Source organism: Bacillus sp. TH30 (genome assembly GCF_016650875.1).
Lineage (GTDB): Bacteria > Bacillota > Bacilli > Bacillales > Bacillaceae_G > Bacillus_A > Bacillus_A mycoides.
The window spans coordinates 221,598-243,781 of sequence record NZ_JAEKEY010000001.1; the positions used below are offsets into that span (position 1 = coordinate 221,598).

At 30.2% G+C, this 22,184-nt stretch carries 20 protein-coding genes and 1 pseudogene; 7 read left to right on the plus strand and 14 right to left on the minus strand.

The genetic code is table 11. The features are described from left to right. Positions 1-126, minus strand: a complete 126-nt coding sequence (locus tag JFU20_RS30335; RefSeq protein WP_256508296.1) for a hypothetical protein — start codon at positions 124-126, stop codon at positions 1-3. Positions 127-172: 46 nt separating this feature from the next. Then, on the minus strand, positions 173-391 hold the full coding sequence (locus JFU20_RS01175; protein ID WP_002144183.1) for a hypothetical protein: 219 nt from the start codon (positions 389-391) through the stop codon (positions 173-175). A 364-nt stretch (positions 392-755) separates the two neighbouring features. Between JFU20_RS01175 and JFU20_RS01180 the strand changes: the two genes are divergently transcribed. Together JFU20_RS01180 and JFU20_RS01185 are read left to right on the plus strand one after the other, a co-directional pair. Then, positions 756-1,856 (plus strand): response regulator aspartate phosphatase, encoded by a 1,101-nt coding sequence (locus JFU20_RS01180; protein ID WP_201038206.1) that lies wholly within the window; start codon positions 756-758, stop codon positions 1,854-1,856. Beyond that, positions 1,856-2,014 carry a Phr family secreted Rap phosphatase inhibitor gene (locus JFU20_RS01185; RefSeq protein WP_002144187.1) on the plus strand — a complete coding sequence of 53 codons (159 nt, stop codon included), beginning with the start codon at positions 1,856-1,858 and terminating at the stop codon, positions 2,012-2,014. Before JFU20_RS01180 ends, JFU20_RS01185 begins: the two co-directional genes overlap by 1 nt. Positions 2,015-2,075: 61 nt before the next feature. Here the strand turns inward: JFU20_RS01185 and JFU20_RS30340 are convergent, their stop codons facing one another. Beyond that, on the minus strand, positions 2,076-2,198 hold the full coding sequence (locus JFU20_RS30340) for a hypothetical protein (protein WP_256508295.1): 123 nt from the start codon (positions 2,196-2,198) through the stop codon (positions 2,076-2,078). 517 nt (positions 2,199-2,715) lie between these two features. On the opposite strand from JFU20_RS30340, the gene JFU20_RS01190 reads away from it, so the two are divergent. Continuing rightward, complete coding sequence (locus JFU20_RS01190; RefSeq protein WP_012259820.1) at positions 2,716-3,390, plus strand: hypothetical protein; 675 nt, start codon at positions 2,716-2,718, stop codon at positions 3,388-3,390. A 252-nt stretch (positions 3,391-3,642) separates the two neighbouring features. On the opposite strand, the gene JFU20_RS01195 is transcribed toward JFU20_RS01190, so the two are convergent. From JFU20_RS01195 to JFU20_RS01210, 5 genes are all read right to left on the minus strand, one after another. After that, the gene (locus tag JFU20_RS01195; protein ID WP_201038207.1) at positions 3,643-4,356 is read right to left on the minus strand and encodes an ABC-2 family transporter permease; all 714 of its coding nucleotides are present in this window, start codon (positions 4,354-4,356) and stop codon (positions 3,643-3,645) included. A 15-nt stretch (positions 4,357-4,371) separates the two neighbouring features. Continuing rightward, entirely contained in the window at positions 4,372-5,097 is a 726-nt protein-coding gene (locus JFU20_RS01200) for an ABC transporter permease (RefSeq protein ID WP_201038208.1), read from the minus strand. Positions 5,098-5,099: 2 nt separating this feature from the next. After that, the gene (locus tag JFU20_RS01205) at positions 5,100-6,005 is read right to left on the minus strand and encodes an ABC transporter ATP-binding protein (RefSeq protein WP_033729676.1); all 906 of its coding nucleotides are present in this window, start codon (positions 6,003-6,005) and stop codon (positions 5,100-5,102) included. Positions 6,006-6,153: 148 nt separating this feature from the next. Then, a complete protein-coding gene (locus JFU20_RS30345) occupies positions 6,154-6,285 on the minus strand; it encodes a hypothetical protein (protein WP_274606579.1) in 132 nt (43 codons plus the stop codon). 274 nt (positions 6,286-6,559) lie between these two features. Then, complete coding sequence (locus JFU20_RS01210) at positions 6,560-14,158, minus strand: non-ribosomal peptide synthetase (protein ID WP_201038209.1); 7,599 nt, start codon at positions 14,156-14,158, stop codon at positions 6,560-6,562. A 262-nt stretch (positions 14,159-14,420) separates the two neighbouring features. Here JFU20_RS01210 and JFU20_RS01215 point away from each other — a divergent pair, with 262 nt between their 5' ends. The 3 genes and pseudogenes from JFU20_RS01215 to JFU20_RS01225 all read left to right on the plus strand — a co-directional run bounded on the left by JFU20_RS01215 (position 14,421) and on the right by JFU20_RS01225 (position 17,708). After that, positions 14,421-14,822 carry an aldo/keto reductase gene (locus tag JFU20_RS01215; RefSeq protein WP_374222318.1) on the plus strand — a complete coding sequence of 134 codons (402 nt, stop codon included), beginning with the start codon at positions 14,421-14,423 and terminating at the stop codon, positions 14,820-14,822. A 485-nt stretch (positions 14,823-15,307) separates the two neighbouring features. Then, a pseudogene (locus JFU20_RS01220) lies at positions 15,308-16,959 on the plus strand (pyridoxal phosphate-dependent decarboxylase family protein). A 104-nt stretch (positions 16,960-17,063) separates the two neighbouring features. Then, positions 17,064-17,708, plus strand: coding sequence for a GNAT family N-acetyltransferase (locus JFU20_RS01225; protein ID WP_201038210.1), 645 nt, complete (start codon positions 17,064-17,066; stop codon positions 17,706-17,708). Between the two features lie 842 nt (positions 17,709-18,550). Here the strand turns inward: JFU20_RS01225 and JFU20_RS01230 are convergent. Then, a complete protein-coding gene (locus JFU20_RS01230; RefSeq protein ID WP_201038211.1) occupies positions 18,551-18,961 on the minus strand; it encodes a hypothetical protein in 411 nt (136 codons plus the stop codon). A 123-nt stretch (positions 18,962-19,084) separates the two neighbouring features. Further along, positions 19,085-19,306: a helix-turn-helix domain-containing protein gene (locus JFU20_RS01235; protein WP_201038212.1), complete on the minus strand. Its 222-nt coding sequence runs from the start codon at positions 19,304-19,306 to the stop codon at positions 19,085-19,087. A gap of 144 nt (positions 19,307-19,450) precedes the next feature. On the opposite strand from JFU20_RS01235, the gene JFU20_RS01240 reads away from it, so the two are divergent. Continuing rightward, entirely contained in the window at positions 19,451-19,777 is a 327-nt protein-coding gene (locus JFU20_RS01240; protein ID WP_097816031.1) for a helix-turn-helix domain-containing protein, read from the plus strand. A 337-nt stretch (positions 19,778-20,114) separates the two neighbouring features. Here the strand turns inward: JFU20_RS01240 and JFU20_RS01245 are convergent, their stop codons facing one another. From JFU20_RS01245 to JFU20_RS01260, 4 genes are all read right to left on the minus strand, one after another. Beyond that, positions 20,115-20,525 (minus strand): protein kinase, encoded by a 411-nt coding sequence (locus tag JFU20_RS01245; RefSeq protein WP_201038213.1) that lies wholly within the window; start codon positions 20,523-20,525, stop codon positions 20,115-20,117. Between the two features lie 72 nt (positions 20,526-20,597). Beyond that, complete coding sequence (locus JFU20_RS01250) at positions 20,598-20,753, minus strand: hypothetical protein (RefSeq protein WP_201038214.1); 156 nt, start codon at positions 20,751-20,753, stop codon at positions 20,598-20,600. Positions 20,754-20,994: 241 nt separating this feature from the next. Then, entirely contained in the window at positions 20,995-21,381 is a 387-nt protein-coding gene (locus JFU20_RS01255; RefSeq protein WP_201038215.1) for a hypothetical protein, read from the minus strand. A gap of 86 nt (positions 21,382-21,467) precedes the next feature. Then, positions 21,468-22,166 carry a hypothetical protein gene (locus JFU20_RS01260; protein WP_242488127.1) on the minus strand — a complete coding sequence of 233 codons (699 nt, stop codon included), beginning with the start codon at positions 22,164-22,166 and terminating at the stop codon, positions 21,468-21,470. Between the last annotated feature and the right edge of the window lie 18 nt (positions 22,167-22,184).

The window sequence follows — 22,184 nt, forward strand, 5'->3', positions numbered from 1 at the left end:
TTAAGTCCCCCTCTCCTTGCCTAAAATAACGATTCCTTTCATTCGCCATCCTTCTCCTTTACTATTTTTGCAGTATTTTATCATTTTTCTATTTGAAGCAAAGGCTACATCCTCATTTCTACGCAAAATAAAAACGCCTCCTGTAAAGAAACGCCCCATAATATCAGTTTTTTTATCCTTCTAAATGACTTATTATATATCGCTGCTTATTTATGTCTTGACGTTTTAAAGCCGTCACTAACTCTCGATTAACATCTGATACTGGTAACGGTTCTCCGTATATATCAAACAACTTTATTCCTAACTGACTTATAATCTTTATATTATTACGATTCCTACTCTCTTGTGTATAACTAATGATAGTGCGTAAATTAATCCCAAAACTTATCATACTAACCAACGCCCCTTTTTCATTATAAATAGATATAGGTATACTTCTATTTATCTTCGTGGAATCCCTTGAAGTTTAATATCGCTATATATTTCTCAATACACTAGCGGTGTATACCATCTCCGTTTCTGTCATAATTCTACGCCACCTCCTATAAGAAAAATTCAGTAGGAACGGTTTAAACATCTAAAAAATCCATCGACGAAACTCATACTTTCTTATATTTTGTCGCATTAAATAAAGTATGGACACTCGATTGATTCAGAATATTCTGTATATTTATGAAAAAAACTCATAGTGAAATTTAAAGTATCTAATTCCTGTTATTATCAGAATAAGCCTATACGGAGAAAAGGGGGATATTATGACTGTTCAAGAAAAAAGCAATGAGCAATTGATGAAAATATTAAATGAATGGTATGAAGAAATCCGTTCATATCATGTAAAAGAAGCAAAACAAACATATCTAAAAGTACAAGAAAATTTAAAAGGAATAGAAACAGACCAATATTTATCATTCTATTATTCACTACTGAATTTTAGATATAAGGTCTTGGTAGATGGAATGAGTATTACTAAAGATTCTTTTAATAAAATAGAAGAGCTCCCTAATATCAAAGATGAATTTTCATTTTTAGCTTACTACTATCATTTCTTTAAGGCAATCCACTCTACAATTATAGCAAATTATACTGAAGCGAGAACACATTTTGAAAAGGCGGAAGAACTTTTAATTGATATACCTGATGAAGTAGAAAAAGCCGAGTTTAAGTATAGAATTTCAACTTACTTTTATCAGTCTTATCAACCATTTGAAGCGATTCAACATGTAGTAAAAGCGAAAGAAATATACCTGAATCATGTAGGATATGAAATCAATATTGCTTTATGCGACAATGTATATGGTTTAGCTTGTATAGATCTAAGAGAGTTTGAAAGAGCTGAAGAATGTCTCAATACGGTTATTGATGTTTTTAAGAAGTATGATAAAGAACATTTATTATTAAGAGTACGTTACAATTTGGGCTGGTTATATAATATTCAAGATTTATATCCATTGGCGATCCGACAGAGTTCTGAAATTATAAATAAAATACCGAACCATTTTAAAGCATTATTTGTCTTAGCAAGAGCATATTATAAATTAGAAGGCGTTGAAACAGCAAAATCATATATCGAACAGGGAATGAAATATACAAATGAATCCGGAAATGAGGAATATAAGCACCGTTTCGCAGTTTTAAATGAACTAATCACAGAACTGCCTAGAATTAAACTAGAAAAAGTAGTTACTGATGCAATTTCTTATTTTGAAAAAGAGGGCATGTGGGATTGTGTAAAAGAACATGCAGAGATTTTAGCACTCCAATTTTACCAGGCAGGTAATCATGTTAAGGCGAGCAAATATTTCTACATTAGCAATAATGCCAATAAGAATCATTTGAGAAAAGGAGCGTTAAAGTAATGAAAAAAATAAAAAAAATTGTATTAAGTATGGTAGTAGTAAGTGCATTAGCATGTAGCATGATTAGTTTACATGTATCACAACCTTCTTCCTTTAATGGTGGAGATACACCATCACCCACAATACCGAGTGTCTCTGTTGAAGTATCTATTGATTAACGTAATATCATTTGTCCTGCTTAAATAGTCAAAATATCCAACTTTTAATCCACAAAATTGTTTAATCAAAATGAGAGAAATTGTGAATCCCTAGTCCGAAACAAATGTGTTTCGGACTATTCGCGTTACTATTTTTATTTTGAAAAGGATTGGTTAAAACAAATCTATTCTCTATTTTAGGCATTCTCCCCTCCCCCCAGGAACTACGTATTAACTAGGAAACGAACCCTATTAAACAATTATTAAATCTTCTTTCATCCAAGGCAAAGTAACTACAAAGTTTACTTCTCATTCCTACTACCTTCTCATACATAGATGCCTTTACAACAGCCTTTAATTTATTTCATTTGTTGTTATTCCATTTCTAAAAATTTCTGATATCCCCTTTTGAAAATCCCCTGCATTAATTCCATTTCTATCTCTCACAAATGAATGGTATTGCGTATTATACCCAACCAGTTTATAGATTTTAATAATATTAATTACAAAACCTTCCTAAATTCAAATAGAAGGACTATTTTATTCTGTCAACTCCCCCTATATTGATAAATATGAAATATTCAATTTGCTTGACATTTCAATGGCTTATAACAGGAAAATATATACATTAAATGAAACCTAATGTATCTTTGATTTGTAAGTCGTGGTTAGTTGGCCAACTTTCCATGCAATTTAATAATAAAAATTAAGGGGGACCTAAAATGAAACAAGTATTAAGGAAAAGTAAGAGAAAAATGATATATCTAGTTGGTTCACTTCTAATTGCTCTATCAATGTTTGCAACTACAAGTTTTGCAGCTACAGAAGGTGCTGTAAAAAGTGTTACAAATAGTAACTATACCGGGATTGCAGCTGATATAAATCTACCAAAATCAGTTGTTGTTAAGGATGGATATGTGAATTGGTATTTAGGTATTGGAGCATCTAAAGTTGAGGGTGGTATTTCAAAAACATCAAGTGGATATAAAGTATTTCTTAATTCAGGATATAATGAATCAGGTCAAAACAGTAAGTATTGGAACACACAGTATGATACATCAATTAAAGATGGTGATCGAGTAAACCTTAAACTAGTTAATAACGGAAATGGTACGGTTACTATGTATGTAAATGGAAGTCCTAAATATGTAAATCAACCTGTATATGGTACGTTTTCTCAATATGAACCAGTAAAAATGGTTCAGGGCGTTGAAGATACTGGAAGTAATTCTTTTAGCCAAGCTAGCTTTTCAAACGTACTTCTAAGAGCAGATACATCTGGATCTACCTACAAAAGTTGGAACAGCTCAATTTCTTCCTCATTTTCTCAACACGGTACTTATGGTAGTAATTTCAAAGTTTATTCTCAAGTACCATTAAGCGCAAGTTTACGTTAAGGTTTTTATTTGCATAATAATGTTTGTATGAAAAAAAGTAGCTGCGCTTTTGTACAGCTACTTTTTTTAAATAGAGTAAATTAGTAATAGATATTCGAGTGACCATAAGTGACATCTATCATACTTTAGCTTCTTCAAATTCAATAATATTTGATCCGCATGTCTTATTAATTGGCTTAACGTATCGAGATCCATATTGTAGTAACTACAACATGTTTTATTATTACTAATGTTACACTCCTCATTGTAACCTTAATTCCATCTCATTGATTTTTTATTATATAAAGTAGACAACATCAATATACAACTTAGTAATGATAATAGATATACAAGTAGAATAATATACAATTGTTTTGTTTCAATGCTATCAATATAAAGACTCATAATTGGATATGACCAAGGGAATAGTATCCAATAGTTTGTATGAGAGATAAAAAAGCTACCAAGTCCACCTATAACCCCTACTAATAATGAAAGTAACGGGATTTTATAAAATATTATATTTATTAAAAAATGTAGATTCACAATAATTAAAGAGCTAATTACCATAAAAAGTATAGAAAAACTTAAACTTTGATAAACAGTCCCGAGATTATCAACCGTTAATACTATAGGTATACTCGTTATGATTAAAGCACATAGTAAATAACCAAAAGTAATTATTAAGCAAAATAAAAACTTATTACTTAATATAGTTTTTAAAGTGATCCCGTGATAAATAGCAGACATATATCCTTTTCTTCTGAATTCGTTTACAAAAGAAAATGACACTAATAGACCTATCGCAATAGGTAAAAATAACCTACAAAAAAGGCTCAGAATCGCTATATGCATGAAAACGCCATCTTTTAATTGAGACGATACAGTTAGTAAAACTTGAAAACTAATTGGAATCAACAGAAATACTAGTAACAGGATATACAATCCATTATGAAGACTTTTTTTATATTCACCTAAAATACCCACTTGTTTCACCCTTTATTATTCATATGTATAATATTTAAAGCTCACAGACAATAACATAATTCCTAAAATATATATTGAAGAACTTGCAAGATATAATAAAATAGTTGTCTCTTTAAAAGCTACATCACTTACTATATTCAATGCATAAAAGATTGGAAATGTCTTTGTAAATATTAAAGGGAATAATCCATATGTTAGGAAGAAAAAAATCCAAATAACTGACAAGGATGCCGCAAGAATTCCCTTTTTTATAATTAAATGAAAAAGCAATTGAGAATAAGGTATTGCTAAAGATAAAATCGTACAAAGTATCAACATTTTTAAAAAATAAAATATTGATATTTCATATCCATTTATAAAAGTATAGATACCCATAACCGAAAAATTCAAAATATTAAAGACCAAATAAAAAAGTATAAACAATAAATTTTTAGCTACCAATAACTTAAATTTCGAAATGGGCTGTGTATAAATAATGGCCCAAGTACCATATTTATTTTCCGAAGAAATGATAAAATACCACATACAAGCAGAAAAAATACTTAACGTTAGTGTATTAAAGTTTACTGTAATTGCTATAAGATTTGTAGATTGAAACATGTCAGGATGATTCTTGTTAAAAATAAAATAACTTATACATAAAAAGCTTGATAATAATGAAAAAAACAAAGAAATTAATAATAATTTTCTCCCACCAATTTTCCTCATCTCACTATTTACACTTTTAAAGATAAATTGCATTATTATAGTAACTCCTTTTGTTTAGTTAAAGATAAAAATACTTCCTCTAATGTTGGCTTTTTAGGGCTAACTTCAAAAATATCTATATCATTTTTAATTAATATTCTGGTTAAATTAGGAACACTATCTTGATCTATTATTATTTTGAATACCCCTTCTTTTTCAATACTATAAGGTATACCTTCTTTACTTAAAATCCTTTCTGTAGCAGCAGTATTATTAATATGAATGATATATTCTCCAGAAGTAATAATACCTTCTAATTCCCCTTCATAGAGTAAGCTACCCTTATGTAGTAATGCTATGTGATCTGCTATCATTTCAATTTCAGCTAAATTATGACTAGAAATAAATATAGTCTTCCCCTCATTTTTTACCAAATGAAGTAATAAACGCCTTATCTCGTGTACTCCCTCTGGATCTAATCCATTTGTTGGCTCGTCAAGAATTAGTATTTTAGGGTTATTAAGAATAGCAAAGGAAATACCTAGCCTTTGTTTCATTCCTAAAGAAAAATCTTTAACTTTTTTATCTTTTGCTTTATATATTCCTGTAGTTTTTAATACTCTATCTATTTCATCTAAAGGTTTATTAATCATTTTTTGTACATAGGCTAAATTTTCATATGCTGTTAAATTAGGATAATAGGTAGGCGAATCAATAAAACAACCCACATTTTCAAATAATTCTTCTTTCCATTCTTTTATATCTTTATTATTAAATAATATCGTTCCTCTATCTAATGGAATTAATCCTAATAACATTCGCATAGTTGTTGTTTTTCCTGCACCATTTGGTCCAATAAAAGCATATAAACTTCCTTCAGGAACAGATAAGTTTATATCCCTTACAATGGATTGATTTGCAAAAGACTTTGTTAAATTTTTAGTTTGAATTGCTAATTTCATTTTGTCCCTCTCTCTCATCCCCGCATAAAATTAAGTATCGATTTTCGTATAATCAGATTTATAGAAGATATCATTTAAATTAATTTTACCATAAAAAGGGATTAATTAACTCGATTTCTTTTGTTTTCTAAGGCTTCACCAAAAAAGTTTAATACAAAATTATTTTGATATATTTAATTACTATTGCAACCATTGGAGCCTCTGCTGCTGTTGGAAGTTCTGGGATGACTGCCGTGGCTTCTGCCGCAATGATTGCTTCTTCTCCAGAATTAGGTCGCATGGCATGTAGAAGAATTTATCCTGAGCATTAATATCAATCTACGTAAAAATGGCCACCATTTCTGGTAGCCATTTTCGTCTTCCTTCGCTACATTATTATACGATTAATACTTCTCCCGTAAAGCTTCAAGTTCCTTACGTTTCTCCTCGACATCCTCTCATAAAAATAAGATAACCTCTTTGATTTTCTTCATTTTCAAAACAATAAGCGGAAGTAAACGAACATTCAAAACTTCATATTTATAGATCAATCTGTTCAAAATCGATAGTATATTCTATAACAATATTGGTTCTTTAATGGTTGGTAAAAACTCGATACTCATAGCATAATTTAATAACAAATTGATATACTCTTGATTTGGTTCTAAACAATGTACATTCTTCAAATATCCTTGCGTATACGAACAAGATGGTATAGCTACTGATAGCTCTTCTACAGATTCTAATAAAGGCATTATGAGCTCTAAAGCTTTCTGTTCATCAATAGTTAGATTAGTATTAAAAAACTTCTCTATATACTTTTCTGGCTTCATTAACATTAAATCGTATCCAAAATCTTGTAAACTATTAATAAATTGGTCCCATTTAAGCTGAATTGGATTACAAATATGCATGGTTTTATTTACTGTGTTAGCCTTATAAGATAATTCAGTAATGGCTAAGCTTCCATAGTCCACAGGCGTTAAATCTACATACGTACTGATTTCAGGTGCTATGTTAGATAGGCATATACCTTTCAATAATCTATAAAAAGCGTTCTCATTAATATTGAATTGAAATTTACCCGTTTTAGAGTTACCCACTAAATTTCCCACACGGTATATCGTAGCACGAACTCCTTTTTCCATTGCCTCTCTGACCATTTTCTCGCCTTGAAACTTACTTTCTAAGTACACATTATCTAAATTTTGCCCTCTATCAAAATTAGACTCAAAGAATTTAAATTCTTTTGGATCGCTTTCAGACTGCCCTACTACACTTAAAGTCGATATATAATGGAAGCGTGCATTTGTACTCTTAGCTAATTCCAATAAACATTTTGTAGACTGAACATTTACCTTTTGAAAATGCTCACGTTCTCCATAGTGTCTAACTTCTCCACCACAATGTATTATTGACTCTACGTTACTCTTTAAATGATTCACTTTCTTTGAATCAAGACCTAGATTTATCAAAGATAAATCTCCTTCAATTAATTCTACTCTCTCCTCCAACTTTTTAAGAATTTCTTTACCGAAATAAAACCTCATTCTTTCTTTTAACTTTGCACCAATTACTTGATTCTTATTTTTTCTTACTAGACAGTAAATAGTCGTAGATGGCAACTGCAATAACTGTTCTAAAATATGCGCTCCTAAATATCCTGTTGCTCCTGTAAGGAAAACTGCTTTTGGATAATTCACCATATCTGTCTCACATTCTTCTATACTATTTCTTTTATAATCAGGAGTCGTTTTCGTTTCATTTTCAATACACGCTACATTAATATTTTTCTCTTTTTTTAACGACATATTTTCCATCTCTTCAATATGAGAGGCTAAATTTTCTATTGTTCTATACTTAAAGAAATCTTGAATTTTCAAGTTAGGATATAACGGTTTTAATTTAACTAATGCTGGCATAACTTTTAAAGAATGCCCACCCAAATTAAAGAAATCATCTTTTAAACCAATAGATTTTATGTTTAAAACTTCAGACCATACTTTTGCAATGTTTTTTTGCACTTTAGTTTGCGGCTTAAGTATACAACCATCTTTTTGCTCATTATCAAACTCTATTTCTGACAGTTTTCCGAAATCAATTTTCCCATTAGCCGTTATTGGTATTTTTAACACATGAGAGTAATATTTAGGGATCATATATTCTGGCAATACATTTGATAAATGTAAAGCTAACTTATTTTTCTCTATTTCTATACCGTCCACTGTTTTATAATAAGCTTGCAATAGCATTCCATCTTTCGTTTGTGTTACCACAGCCTGACTTATCCCCTCAAATTGTAATATGGCATCTTCTATTTCCCCTAATTCAATTCTATGCCCTCTAATCTTAACCTGCTTATCTTTTCTTCCCATAAATTCTATATTTCCATTTGGTAACCACTTTGCTAAATCACCTGTTCGGTATAACCTTTTACTATTATCTTCTGAAAATGGATTTGAAATAAATGCCTGTTTTGTTTTCTCTTCCTGTTTATAATACCCTTGGGCCAATCCTAAACTCTCAATATATAATTCGCCCATGCCCCCTACCGGACAATGTTGCATATATGAGTTCAAAATATGAACCTTTGTATTAGAAATTGGAATACCAATCGGTATACTACCTAAAATGTTATTTTCGCATTCTAAGTCTGGTATGAAATAATACATCGCTGAAACAGTTGCTTCAGTAGGTCCATACTCATTTACCAGTTGCACTTGGTTTTTAAAAGTATTTTGCCAACTCCTAATAGCATTTGTTGATGCAGCTTCCCCTCCCATTATCATAAATCTTAAAGAACGTATCTTATCACTATCCAATTTAGTTAATGAAGTCGATAATTCATTAAAAAATACTGTTGGCACGTCAGAAATAGTTGCTTGTATTTCTTGGATAGCTTGAGCATATGCGACAGTTGAATAGCGCTGTTCATCACTTAATAAATATAGTTCCGCCCCATTTAACAAGGTAGAAAAAATTTCCGATACAGAAGAATCAAAACTATGGGAATAAAACTGTGTTACTTTATCATTTGGGGAAATATGAAATACTTCATTTCTCCATTCAGCTAAATTTAATACTCCTTTATGAGTTAATAATGTACCTTTTGGTTTGCCTGTTGACCCTGAAGTATAAATTACATATGCCAAGTCATCTGGTTTATTTAAAATTTTAACATCATCATTTATTGTCGTACGATATATATCCTCTATTATTGAAACGTTATAATTACTTGAATTCAAATGATTTTTGTATTTGTAATTCGTTATAATTCTACATGCCTCGCTGTCACTTACTATATAATTAATTCTATCCTCGGGGTATTTTACATCGATTGGTATATAGGCAGCACCGGCTTTTAATATTCCAATCATAGAAACAATACTATTGATACTTCTATCTAAAAATATAGCTACCTTGTCACCTTTTTTTATACCTTTTTCAAGCAAATGTTGAGCTACTTGATTAGAGCTCATATTTAATTGCCTATATGTTAAAGACTCTGTTTCAGTCGCTATAGCAATCCGATTGGATTGTCTATCTACTTGCATATAGAATTGCTCTTGTATATTTTGAAAATAAGGATATGGTCTTTCTGTATGATTTACCTTTTTATATAAAGATTCTTCTTCCTGTGATAGGAATGAAAGATTTTCATATGCTACTGTTCTTTGATGAATAAATGCGTCCAGTATAGTAAGTAAATTTTGAGTAAACCTATTAATTGATTCTTCCTTGAAAAGGTTAATATCATACTCGAATGAAATCCCTACATAATTCAATCCTTCTTCAACAGCTAAAGAAATGTCAAACTTACTAATATCTTGTTTATTAGGTAACAATTGAAGCTTGTACGCATCATGTTGCTGCAAAATATCTTTCTGATAACTAAACATTGTAGAAAAGATAGGGTTATTTCCAAAACTTCTATCAGGATTTATTTGCTCAATTACTTTATCAAATGGGTACGATTGGTTTTGGAAAGAATTCAAACATTTTTCTTTAACGACTTGTACTAGTTGTTTTAAATTTTTCACATCATTTAATTGTGTTCTAATAGCTAAAGTATTTACAAAAAATCCTTGTATTTGTTCAAATCCCTGATAATTCCTTCCAGCAACAGGTGTACCTACAATAATATCTTTTTGATCCGTTAGATAGTGTAACAATTGTATATATGCTGCCAAAAATAGCATATACATAGACACATTCTCTTGTTCACATACTTGTTTCAAAGACTCTTTCATTTTATTATCTAACTTCATTTCAAAGACTTTACCTTTATTTGTACTTTGACGATCCCTACTAAAATCTAACGGAAGATTTAGTATGGGAAGAGGCGCCGCAAGCTCGGTCATCCAATAAGATTTTTCTGTATCCCACCGGCCTAATTTTAGCTGCTTGTGTTCCCACTCAACATAATCCACATATCGATTGGGGATAGTTGGTAAATCAGGATTTCTTCGATTAGCAAAGGCATTATATACCTTCATTAATTCATCTAATAAATTCCTTACACTCCACTCATCGGTAATAATATGGTGTAAATTGATATATAAATAGGATCTTTTCTTATCAAGATTAAAAATTCTAATCCGGAAAAGTGGTCCATTTTCCAAATCAAATGGTGTATGATCCGTTTGATTTATTGTTCTACGTATATATTCTTGTTGTTCCTTTTTAGTTATGTGTTCAATATCATCGTGAATAAGGTCAATAGATATTGATTTTAATATGACCTGTCTAGGCTCCCCGTTTTTTTCAATAAACACTGTTCGTAGCATCTCGTGTCGTTCAACTAAAAATCTTATGGCGTCTTGTAAAATATTCTTTTTTAAACTTGGCTCAATATATATGTGTAGTGGTGTATCATATACTCTATTAATAGCGTTATACTTATTTAAAAACCAGATTCTTTTTTGAGCACTGGATAACTTATAACATTCCTTATCTGCAACCTTTAATACTTGCATATCATGTTCTTCTCTATCCGTATTTACTTCCATTAATTTATCAATGTAAGCAGATAGACTAGCAATTGTTGTATGCTCAAAAATATCTCTAATTTCTATTTTCAAATGAAACTCTTTTTGAATTTGATTTAACACTTGCACAGCAATTAATGAATGTCCCCCAAGTTTAAAAAAGTCGTCATCTCTACTGATTCTATATTTCCCTAAATTTAAAATCTCTGACCATGTTTTTGCCAACCTTTTTTCTGTGCCACTTATTGGTGGTATATATTGATTTTGCATATTTTCAAGTAAAGATGGGATTTGTAATTCTAATTTTTTTCTATCAATCTTACCACTTGGTGATAATGGAAATGTTTTAAGATGAAACATATAATTTGGCATCATAAAATCTGGTAATCTTTCACTTAAGAATGTTTTTAAGTTCTCTTGTTTTATCTCTGTATTGTCTTTTGATACATAAAAGCTAGCAATTTTGTCATTTTGATAAGCTACTACTACTGCATCTTTTACCTCTGGGTGTTTAAATAATGCTCTTTCTATTTCATCAAGCTCAATTCGATACCCACGTAGTTTTACTTGATTATCTTTCCTTCCGATAAATTCTAAGTTTCCATTTGGTAAAAGACGTACTAAGTCCCCAGTACGATATATTTTTTCATCGCGATTATAGGATTTTTCGAAAGAAATAAATGCCTCTTCTGTTTTTTTCTTTTGATTTATATATCCTTTAGCAACCCCATCACCACCAATGAATAACTCACCTACTACTCCTGACGGACATAACGTGTTGAACGGACTGACCACGAAAACTTTACTATTAGCAATTGGTTTACCTATTGGGATACTAGAACTTTCTTCTTTTATCTCATGATTTACTTCATAAATGGTTGTACATACAGTAGCTTCAGTAGGACCATATGCGTTAAGAACTGGAATCTGTAACCCTAATTTACTTTGCCATTTACGAACTGATTCAGCAGGTAGGGTTTCCCCTCCCACAAATACACATTTTAAAGAATTTAATGTAAGTAACATTTCTTTTGGCATATCAGCTATTAATTTAAAAAATGCAGTTGGTAAAAGAACATATGTAATACCATTCTTGTTAATTACATTTATAAATTCTTCTGCAGAACGTTTTTCCATTTCAGAAATTAAATGCATTCTCCCTCCGCATAACAAAACCGGAAATATTTCCAAAATGGAGGCATCAAAAATCATCGTTGCAAATTGTAAAAATACATCATTTTTGTCTAAATTAAATTGATTCATTAATGAATATGATAAATTAATTACTCCTTTATGTGGTACACCTACTCCTTTTGGTAAACCTGTCGAACCTGACGTGTAGATAATATACGCTGTATCTTCTATGGTATGTGTAGGTACAATATTTTCTATAGAATTAGCGTAATGAAAATCCTCTAGATAAATTGTATGAATCGCAAAACTTTCAATTAATCCCCTGAATTCTTTCTTTGTAATAATCATTTGACTTTCACTATCTTTTAATATATATTCTATTCTTTTTTCAGGAAACTTTGGATCGATTGGTACATAAACTCCACCTGATTTTAGTATGCCTAGAATCCACACAATTGTATCAATCTCTCTCACCATAGTAATACTTACACGCTGTCCCTTTTTTATATCATTTTCACGTAAATAATTCGCTATTTGATTTGACCTTTGCTGCAAGTCATAATAGGTAATCGATTTATCCCCCATTGAAATCGCTATTTGATTTGGCGATTTTAATGCTTGTAGATCGATTAATTGATCTAGTGTTTTTGAATTAGGATATGCAAGAGTATTTGAGTTTATATCTTTGTATAAACGATGATCCTTTTTGAAAAGTAAATCCAATGAATGGATAGGCTCATTTACATTCTTCATTAGTTTTTGTAACAAATATATATATCTTTCAACTAAATCATTCATACTCTCTGGTTTATATAACGCTGAATTATAGTCAACCTCAATTTTATTCTCTGTTTCCCCTTCATATCTCATTATTCTCCAGGTCATGTTAAAAGGATTTACTCTTTTACAATCTGTTAAAACTGTGGACTCAATATCTGGAATTTTTAATTGAGGTATCCTTACCGTATTAAATGCTGTTGAATATATCATATTATGATGTGTATTATTATTTAGATTTAAATCTTTTACTATATGTGAATATGGATTATGTTTATACTTAATAGCCAAATGAACAGATTTGTTCACCTTGTTAAGTATCCCCTTAAATGTATCCCCCTTTTCTATTGTTATACGTATAGGTAATGTATTAACAAAATAACCAAAAGCATTCCCTTCTTCCGTGTGTGGTCTAGTATTAATTGGAATACCTACAATAATTTCTTCAGCGTTTGTCATTTGATGAAGCAAGGCACAATAAGTACTTAACATAACCCGATAGACACTTATGTTATTTCTTTTAGCAAAACATTGTATTTGATAAAATAGATCGGCATCAATATTCTTACTTATATTTTTATTCGTATATATCGGTTCATTCATTTTATTAATAGTAGCAGGAAACTCTGTAGGAGGTAATTCACCTTGTAAATAATCTTTCCAATAGGATGATCCTTCTCTATATATTGCACTGTCAATAAAACCTTCCTCAAATTCTACAAGGCTCTTATAAGGAGATTCTAATACTAAACCCGTATTTTCTTGAAGTAATTCACAATACGTATGAGACAATTGTTGGATAAAAATCCCTAAACTACATCCATCATAAATAATGTGATGAAAAATCATATGTAAAATAAATTCATCTTCACACAATTTAATGATGTGGAATTTAAACAAAGGCCCTTCTTCTAAATTAAATTTCTCATTCACTATAGAGTCTAAGAATTTTTTTAAAATAAATTTTTGTTCTGTGTTTTTAAAAGCAGTTAAATCCTTAATTGGTATATCAAAATCTATACCCTTTTGAATGAATTGTTTAATTTTTTCGTCCCTTTTAATAAATAATGTACGTAGCGCTGGATGAGATTGCACCATTAAAGTAAGCGCTTTCTTAGCGGTCTCTATTTGAAGATTTCCTTTTAGCTTTATTAGGGTAGCCTCATTGTTCATTCCTTTTTCTAATTCCATTTGATGAGCTATCCATAATGCTTCTTGCCCTACTGTTGCATCCAATTCTTCTACAATTTCATATTGCTTTTGTATTTCTTTCATTTGAATTTCTCCTTTTATAAATATTTCAAAACGGATAATATTTACAGTTACAACTATATGTACATATTCTACGATTTGTAAATGTATTTTTTTCGACTAAATTCAACATTTATTTCGCTTATTGCATAGTTATTAAAATGATGAATAAAATTCATATTTATACCGTAAAAGTTCATACTTTTATTCAATTCAAGCATAAAAAATCATTTCACTAATAATTCTAATTACTTTTTATAAAGTAATCTCATATATTTATTAAAATATAAACTCTAATTTATATCCCGAAAATAAAGAACCTGAAAAAGACATCCTTCCTTATATTGAAAAACATAATTTAGGTGCTGTGATTAGAGGTCCACTTAAGATGGGTATTTTAACTGGGAAATTCAATCATGAAACTCAATTTCCAGAAGACGATTTAAGAAAAGATTTGCCAAAAGAAAATTGGTTTAAAGATAGCTTAAATAAAGTAGAGAAATTACGTTCACTTATACGATTAAATCGAAGTCTCGCGCAAATCGCCTTACGTTATGTTTTAAGTCACCCAGCCGTTTCAGTTGCTATTCCTGGTGCAAAAAATTCTACTCAGGTTGAAGAAAATTCTTTACACTTAACCCGTCCATTATTATTAAATAATGAAATTAAATTCATTAAAAAACTTTGATCCAATAATTATTCTTCCATAAAAATTCATGCTAATTTTACTATCAAATCCATACCACTACTTCTTCTCCACTAGAACATATCTTTAACACTTCCACCTTATTTTTTATCTTTTCCTAACAATATCTACAGTCTATAAGGTAGTTGAGCCCTTATATTCAACTAACTTATAATAGTTCTACATTATATTAAGATATCTACTACACTAGTTAAATACATATTAGGACAACATACAAATTAAATAAACAATTAATTCAGATATATTTTTAGAAACTCCATTATCTCACAATTACTTTTTTTAAAATTAATCAAAAAATTTTTTCTTTACTTTAAATTCCATAGTTCATATAATCTTCTATGGAATTACATTTTTTTCTAAATAGCTCCTCATTTCTAAGTATTCAAAAGGGCAATTACAAATTATTATACCCTTATGTTTAACCAAGTAAAATAAAAATCCAGTTTTTCACAAGGAGAAGTGACTGCATGCAAGATATTTTAAAACTATTTCCGAGCGTTGACGGAAATGAAGAAAAACAACAACTTTTATTAGAATCTATGCAGAAAATAATTAAAAATCTTGACCAATTAAAAAATGAAGAGCGAGCTACTTTAGGTAAATGTGAGGAAAAATCAGAAGGATACTACAATGGCTTAATTCACCAAAGTCATATTCCACTAGCTGGAATCACTATGTCTGAGGTTATAGAAGAGCTAAACCAATTTATGAATGGACATCCTTATCCAAATAAATATTACTTGTCTAACGCTGTACCACTACCAAGTATACCTTCACTATTAGGTGTAATAACCATGGCCCTTTTAAATGGTAATGGTGTTTGGGATGTATATGGTCCAGGGGCAGCAGAAGCAGAAGTAAAAGTTGTATCCATGCTTTCAAAACTAATAGGTTATAATCCACATAATAGCGGCGGCTATACAACATGGGGTGGACAAGGATGCGTGTTTTCTAGCCTGCGCTTAGCAATTTCTAAACATTTCCCATTAGCAAAAGAACATGGCGCTCCACAAAATGTATATTGCTTTGCTTCTGAAAATGCACATTATAGTTTATTAAAGTCAGCTGAAGCAACTGGCATTGGGACAAATCACTTAATAAAAGTGAAAACTGATCCTTATACAAACTCTATGGATATAGAAGATTTAGAGAATAAAATGATACAAGTTATTAAAAATGACGGTATCCCTCTTTATATTCTAGCTACTATGGGGTCAACAGATACATTTACCATTGATGATATAAAAAAATTAAAGAGAGCGCTGAAACAATACAGAAAAAATATAACTTAAAACCTATTTATATCCATGCTGATTCTGCAATGGGCGGATTCTATAGTTTCTTTAATAATTATAGTTTCGAAGAAAATCCACTTTCATTTGAACCTAGCTTAAAAAATGCTTTACAATACGTACAAGATAAAATGCAATACATGGCACTTGCTGATAGTGTATGTTTTGATTTTCATAAATTAGGACAAACACCTTATGCTTCAAGTATTTTAATCGTAAAAAATCATACTGATTTACAACTGATGGACATTGAACAAGATGATACACCTTATCTTGGTAATAGATCATATGGGAGTTATCATACAGGCTATACTTTAGAATGTTCACGAGCTGGTAGTGCTATTCCGATGTATATCAATCTATTAGCCTTTGGAATTGAAGGATATCAAAAATTATTAGCAAATTATATTCGTGTAAATCTATTATTTAGAGAAAAGTTGCGCAAGGCCCTGCCTCAAGTCGCAATCACAAATGATTTTACATATGGACCAATTACAACTTTCCGTTTTTATATGAATGGAGATGGCCAAGAAAATTGGGAAAAAGAACGAATAGGCCTTGCAACAAAGGAAGAGATTGAGGGTACAAACCGATTAAATATAGAACTATTTAATTACCTAGGAAAAAATCGCGATCAAGTATTTTTTGGTGATACAACTCGTTCTTGTGTAGTAGATGTAATAAACAGTTATGATAGAAATCCGATTTCTACATTAAAATTCTTTTCAATCTCTCCATATACAACTGTTGAATGTATAGATGAGATCGTAGAATTTCTTTATAAACATATTTCGATTGCTACTAAACAGATTTATTCATATGTTTAATAACCATATTTGTTAGCGCTTTAATAATTAAATTTAACTAAATTAAATAAAACTTTTTATTCTTTTAATCACTATTAACTATATCAGGAAAAGAGGAAAAACATATGAATATAGAGCTACTAGATACACACCACGTGAAAGATGCAGCACATTTACTTGCACATTCTTTTGTGAATAACGAACCTCTTGTAAGCAGTTTACAAATTCCCTTTGCTCCTTTTCACAAAATGTGCGAAGAAATGATAAAGCAAGCTGTATCTCAAGCTATGTCATTTGTAGCAATAGAAAATTTTCAAATTGTTGGAGTTCTTTTAACAAAAAAATTAACCCAGCCACTAATAGATACAGAGAAAGCAATTGAACTATGCCCGCAAATGGAACCTATTTTTCAACTTTTAGATACATTAGAGACAGAATCTATTGAGTTTTCTCATTTAGATAAAGAAAAATTGGTCTATCTAGATATGGGCGCTTGTCATCCAGATTGGATGGGAAGTGGTATAGTCACTACCCTTCTTTCACATGCCATTCAAGAAATAAGTAAAAGAGATTATGATTTTATTGCTGCTTGTACAAATAAAATTTCTCAAAAAATCCTTAAAAAACTGTATACGACCTTTGAAATGAATGAAATAGTGTATAGTAAATTTCTTTATAAGGAAGCATACCCATTTGCTAACACAACAACTTCCTTAGCAGCTCAATTACTATATATACCTCAATCCCAATTCGTCATCAAGGCCATATAAATTTGTGTAGAAGACTAGCTGTACTTTTGTGCAGCTGCTTTTTTATATAGAGTAAATTAGTAATAGATATTCTTACATAAGTGACACCTTTCACATTTTAACTTCTTCGTATTCAATAGACACTTTCTCAGCATGTATTATTTCACTGCTTAGCCTACCTCAAGATCCCCTTCTATTTATTTCAACATGTTTCATCATGTTTTAATTTCATATGCTCCATTATTTCATCTATACAAGTAACTTAGACACTTCTCCCTATTTAATGACTAATCTTTTACTTTTTAAGTAACGATTGATACACACCTTCCCACACTTAAATACTTTAAAATTTATTACCTAATATCCCCTTAACATTCTCTGTAATTCTTGCAATTCTCTTTCATTTTGTTTATCTATTCATTCATCCCCCATATCCTATATCTACTTAATCTTCCCTAAAGAATCCAATGTAAAATTTATGATAAAAGGAATCAAACGTATCATATGTAGATTATATAAGGGATAAGAGTGAAAATTACTGGATTTCCCCTTTTTCTCTTCTTTTTTAAAAGTTCTCTCAAGTCTAATTCTATTGCATTCCTGCTACATAACATTCCACTATTCAATATCATATTATATGGTTATATTAAAATTTTACCAAATCATTAAAGGAATCTCCTTCCCCCTATCGAATTATTGTAGAGGGAAGGAGAGGAATACATGGAAATTCTAGGATTAGATCCTCGCGCATTAGCGACCTTAGGTGCACTTGAATACACCAATCGTCGCAATAAATTAAATCGAAGACTCGGAGAATAACATATACGAGTGTAAAGAAATAAAAGAAATACTTCAATCACTTCCTAAAGAGAAGCAGATTGAGGTTCTTGAGAATCAAGCTCACTTTGAAGCTGTGGCAAAGATGATTGAACAAAACAATTTAATTCTTTTAGAACAGATGAAAGCTCTACAGCTAATTCAGAAATAACAAACTTATGATTGATTAATTCTACATATGCTTCCATAAATAATGTATCCTTATTTATACCATCAGCCTCTGTTTTTACAGGGGCTTTTGTTATGCGTTGATTCATATTCTGGATTTGAATAGTCTCTTTTACATGTATGAATAGATCTTCTAATAAACCTGGTGTAGATTCTAATTCCTGCTTTTCAATTTCCTCTGTTACTGCACTTATAAATTCCCATAGTACTTTTGCACCTAGTAGTTCTGCTAATCGCTTTTCACGCCTTTCAAATGTTTTCATATTCATGCAAATACACTCCTATTATTTATATATAATGATAAAAATATTGTTTTTATATGTAAAATTTCCTAAAACACTTTCTAAACTTACATTTCTAAAAAATAACTACATAATCTTAAAAATCTAATATTATTCAACACACTTCGTGTTGTTCCGAATCAAAAAAATTATTTGGACTGTAACACCATAAAAATTCGCTAATTTTATTTTTATATTATCCCGTGGAATTCTCTGACCATTTTCATACATTTGCAATGTACTAACACTAATTCCCACAGCCCTTGCCACTTCTTCTCTAGATTTTTCATTTCTTAAATTAATTAGATTTTTGGCCACTCTTTCATAATTCATGTCTTCTCCCCCTAAAACCACATTTCGTGTTGTTATTTAAAATATAAACTGCACACTTTGTGTTGTCAATAGATTCTAATTATTAACTTTTAAAAATTTTAATATATTAACACATATTGTGTTAATATATTATCAGGTGATAGAATGAAAACGTTTGGAAATATAATTCGTGATTTAAGAAAACAAAGAGGAATTACGCAAAAAGAACTTGCTCACTCGCTTCAGTTAAGTGAAAGTACAATTGGTATGTACGAACGGAATGAACGTCAACCTGATTACAATACCTTGATACGTATAGCAGATTACTTTAATGTATCTACCGATTTTCTTCTAGGGCGAGATTTTAATGTTACAGAAGACCGAAACAAAATAGAACTAGATCAATGGCTAAAAGATATAAAATTTGCACCTTCCCAAAAGCGTGAAGAATTAAAGCGTTTTTGGAAATTTTTAATGCAAGAAGAAGAGTAATCAAATAAACCTCCACCTTGACAGGGTGGAGGTCTTGAGTTCGAGCCTCTCCAGGTTCATACTAAAATCCCTTGGTATTCAAGGGGTTTTCTTATGTATAACAGTTTGTTCAATTAGTAAAACAGTACTTTTGGGGCAGAAACTCTAATCCTATACCAATAATATTTATATCACTTGTCTAACCATTTCTAAAAATAAGTAGTTTTAAATACTATTATTCATCTCTAATCTAATTACAGCTAATTTATTCTTTAACAATAATAGATTAAAAATTAAAAGGTAAGAAACCGAATTTTTTGATTCCCTACCTTTATTGCACTAAAGAGGCTCACTAACACTATTTTATTTCTTTAAGTTCTGCATCAATTAATGCAATAAATTCATTAATCGTGTTTTCTCCACTAATATAATCTCGATAGACTTCTTTTCCACCCTTTAGATGAGAAAGCCACCCTTCAAGAAGTGCAAGATAAGTCCCATTCAAATGATTCAGCTCATCTTGTTTACCAACATAACCATTGCCAGCCATGAATGTTTCAAACCTTACCGCATATCCTCTCATTGCAGCTGGTACAAAACCTTGTACTTTGATTAACTGAACATAACCATCATAATTAATCACAAGGGAATTATTATAATTATCATCACCCGATAATAAAACCTGTTTTACTTCACCCTTAGACGGATACGGTATAGCTGGTTTAGATGTTCTATGACAAATAATCTCAAATTCAAAGTCCCTATCCATTAAACTATAAGATTCTTTCTTTTTAGTACTTACTACTTCACCATTTATTGTTTGATTATCATTTTTTGTTAATCAAAACTGAGCATTTTGATATGACTCAAACAGCATATCAGTCTCTGGATCAAAAGCTGTAAAATCATTTTGTTTTTTCCAACTCCCATCCTCTTTTAGGCGAAAAGTATCATCCATACCAAGTAAAAATTTATAAGCATTTATTGAAAAAAACATAAAATTACTCCTCCTTATATTTTTATATTCTAAAGCTTTTATACTATAATACTAGCAAATTAGAAAATTATAGAAAAAATGTGTCAATAAGTATATGGATGGAATCAAACAAAACATAATTAAAGTACGAAAATTAAGATATGAAGTATAATTATCTGTAAAGAATTTAACAAGAAATCAGCCACCTTATTTCAAGGTGGCCAGACTCCCCGTAGATTTATATAGAATATAGAGCATCTTATTATTTATTCAATACCTTATCCCTAAAAATTTGAATGGCCACCTGCTCTGCTTTATTTTTATCCATTGTCTTTGAATGTCCATAGTAAATTGCATAATAAAAATAATTACCTTCAGTTTCAGTGCCTGGATAGTACCTGCACACCAATAGAGATTGATACTCAAGCTCTTCCTCATCTGATTCTATCAATGCGGACAAACCCATTTGTGATAACTTTTTCTCCAAATAGGATAGCTCTCTTTTAAAGATACCACTACCCATGTAAAATTGTCCTTCAACAAGAACTCCTTCTTCGTTTAGAACAGCTAGCATTTCTTCTCCATACTTATCAATTAGCCTATCTATTGAATTGTAAGTATCTTGTTTATCAATTTGTCTCTGGTCCATAATTTCACTCCTTATCAAGGATATTTTTCATTCGCGTAACTATCCAAAAGACTAATGAAAATAATATAAAATTGATATTTTATTATTTATCTAGAAATACTTATTTGATCAATAATGTCAGGATTAAAAACAGTTCTATCTTTTGTATAAAAATAATAATTTTTGTAATAATTATCTTTTGTAAAATTCCACTCAATAAAATGTTTATTATTATCCAAAAGAAAATTTAAAACAATTAGTTTTGCATTATCAACATTATCAGGTCTCAACTTAGACTTAACTTGATTTAAATAATCTATCATTTCATTTTTTAATTTCTTATTCAGTTTAGGGTACGATAAAAAAATATATACCCACCATCCAAGTTCGTCTTGGAAGAACTCCTCCTGGTTTATCTTTGCTATTTTCTGCTTAATAAGCTTATTAACAGTTTTAACTATTCTTGTTGAATCTACAAATTCAGATTCAGCAAATATGCATAAAGCAGCCAAGTTTACAGGGCTTTCTTCTTTAATAAAAATATCCGTAATCTTTTCAACTAACTTATATGGAAGATTTATTTGATAAGTCGCAAAAAACAAGAGTAAATCAATCCAGTCATTAGAGAACTTCGTAAATATATCTTCCTCAAATCTTTCAATACTATTTTCAATTAATTCTTTAATGTCTAATTGCTGTTTATCAATTAAAAGAGAAATTATCCTTATTATTTTTTGAGTTGATGCATAATTAATATTTGTTGAATAAACAAAAAAAACAAAAGTAATAAAATCATTAAATCTCATGTTGATTAATAATTCCTC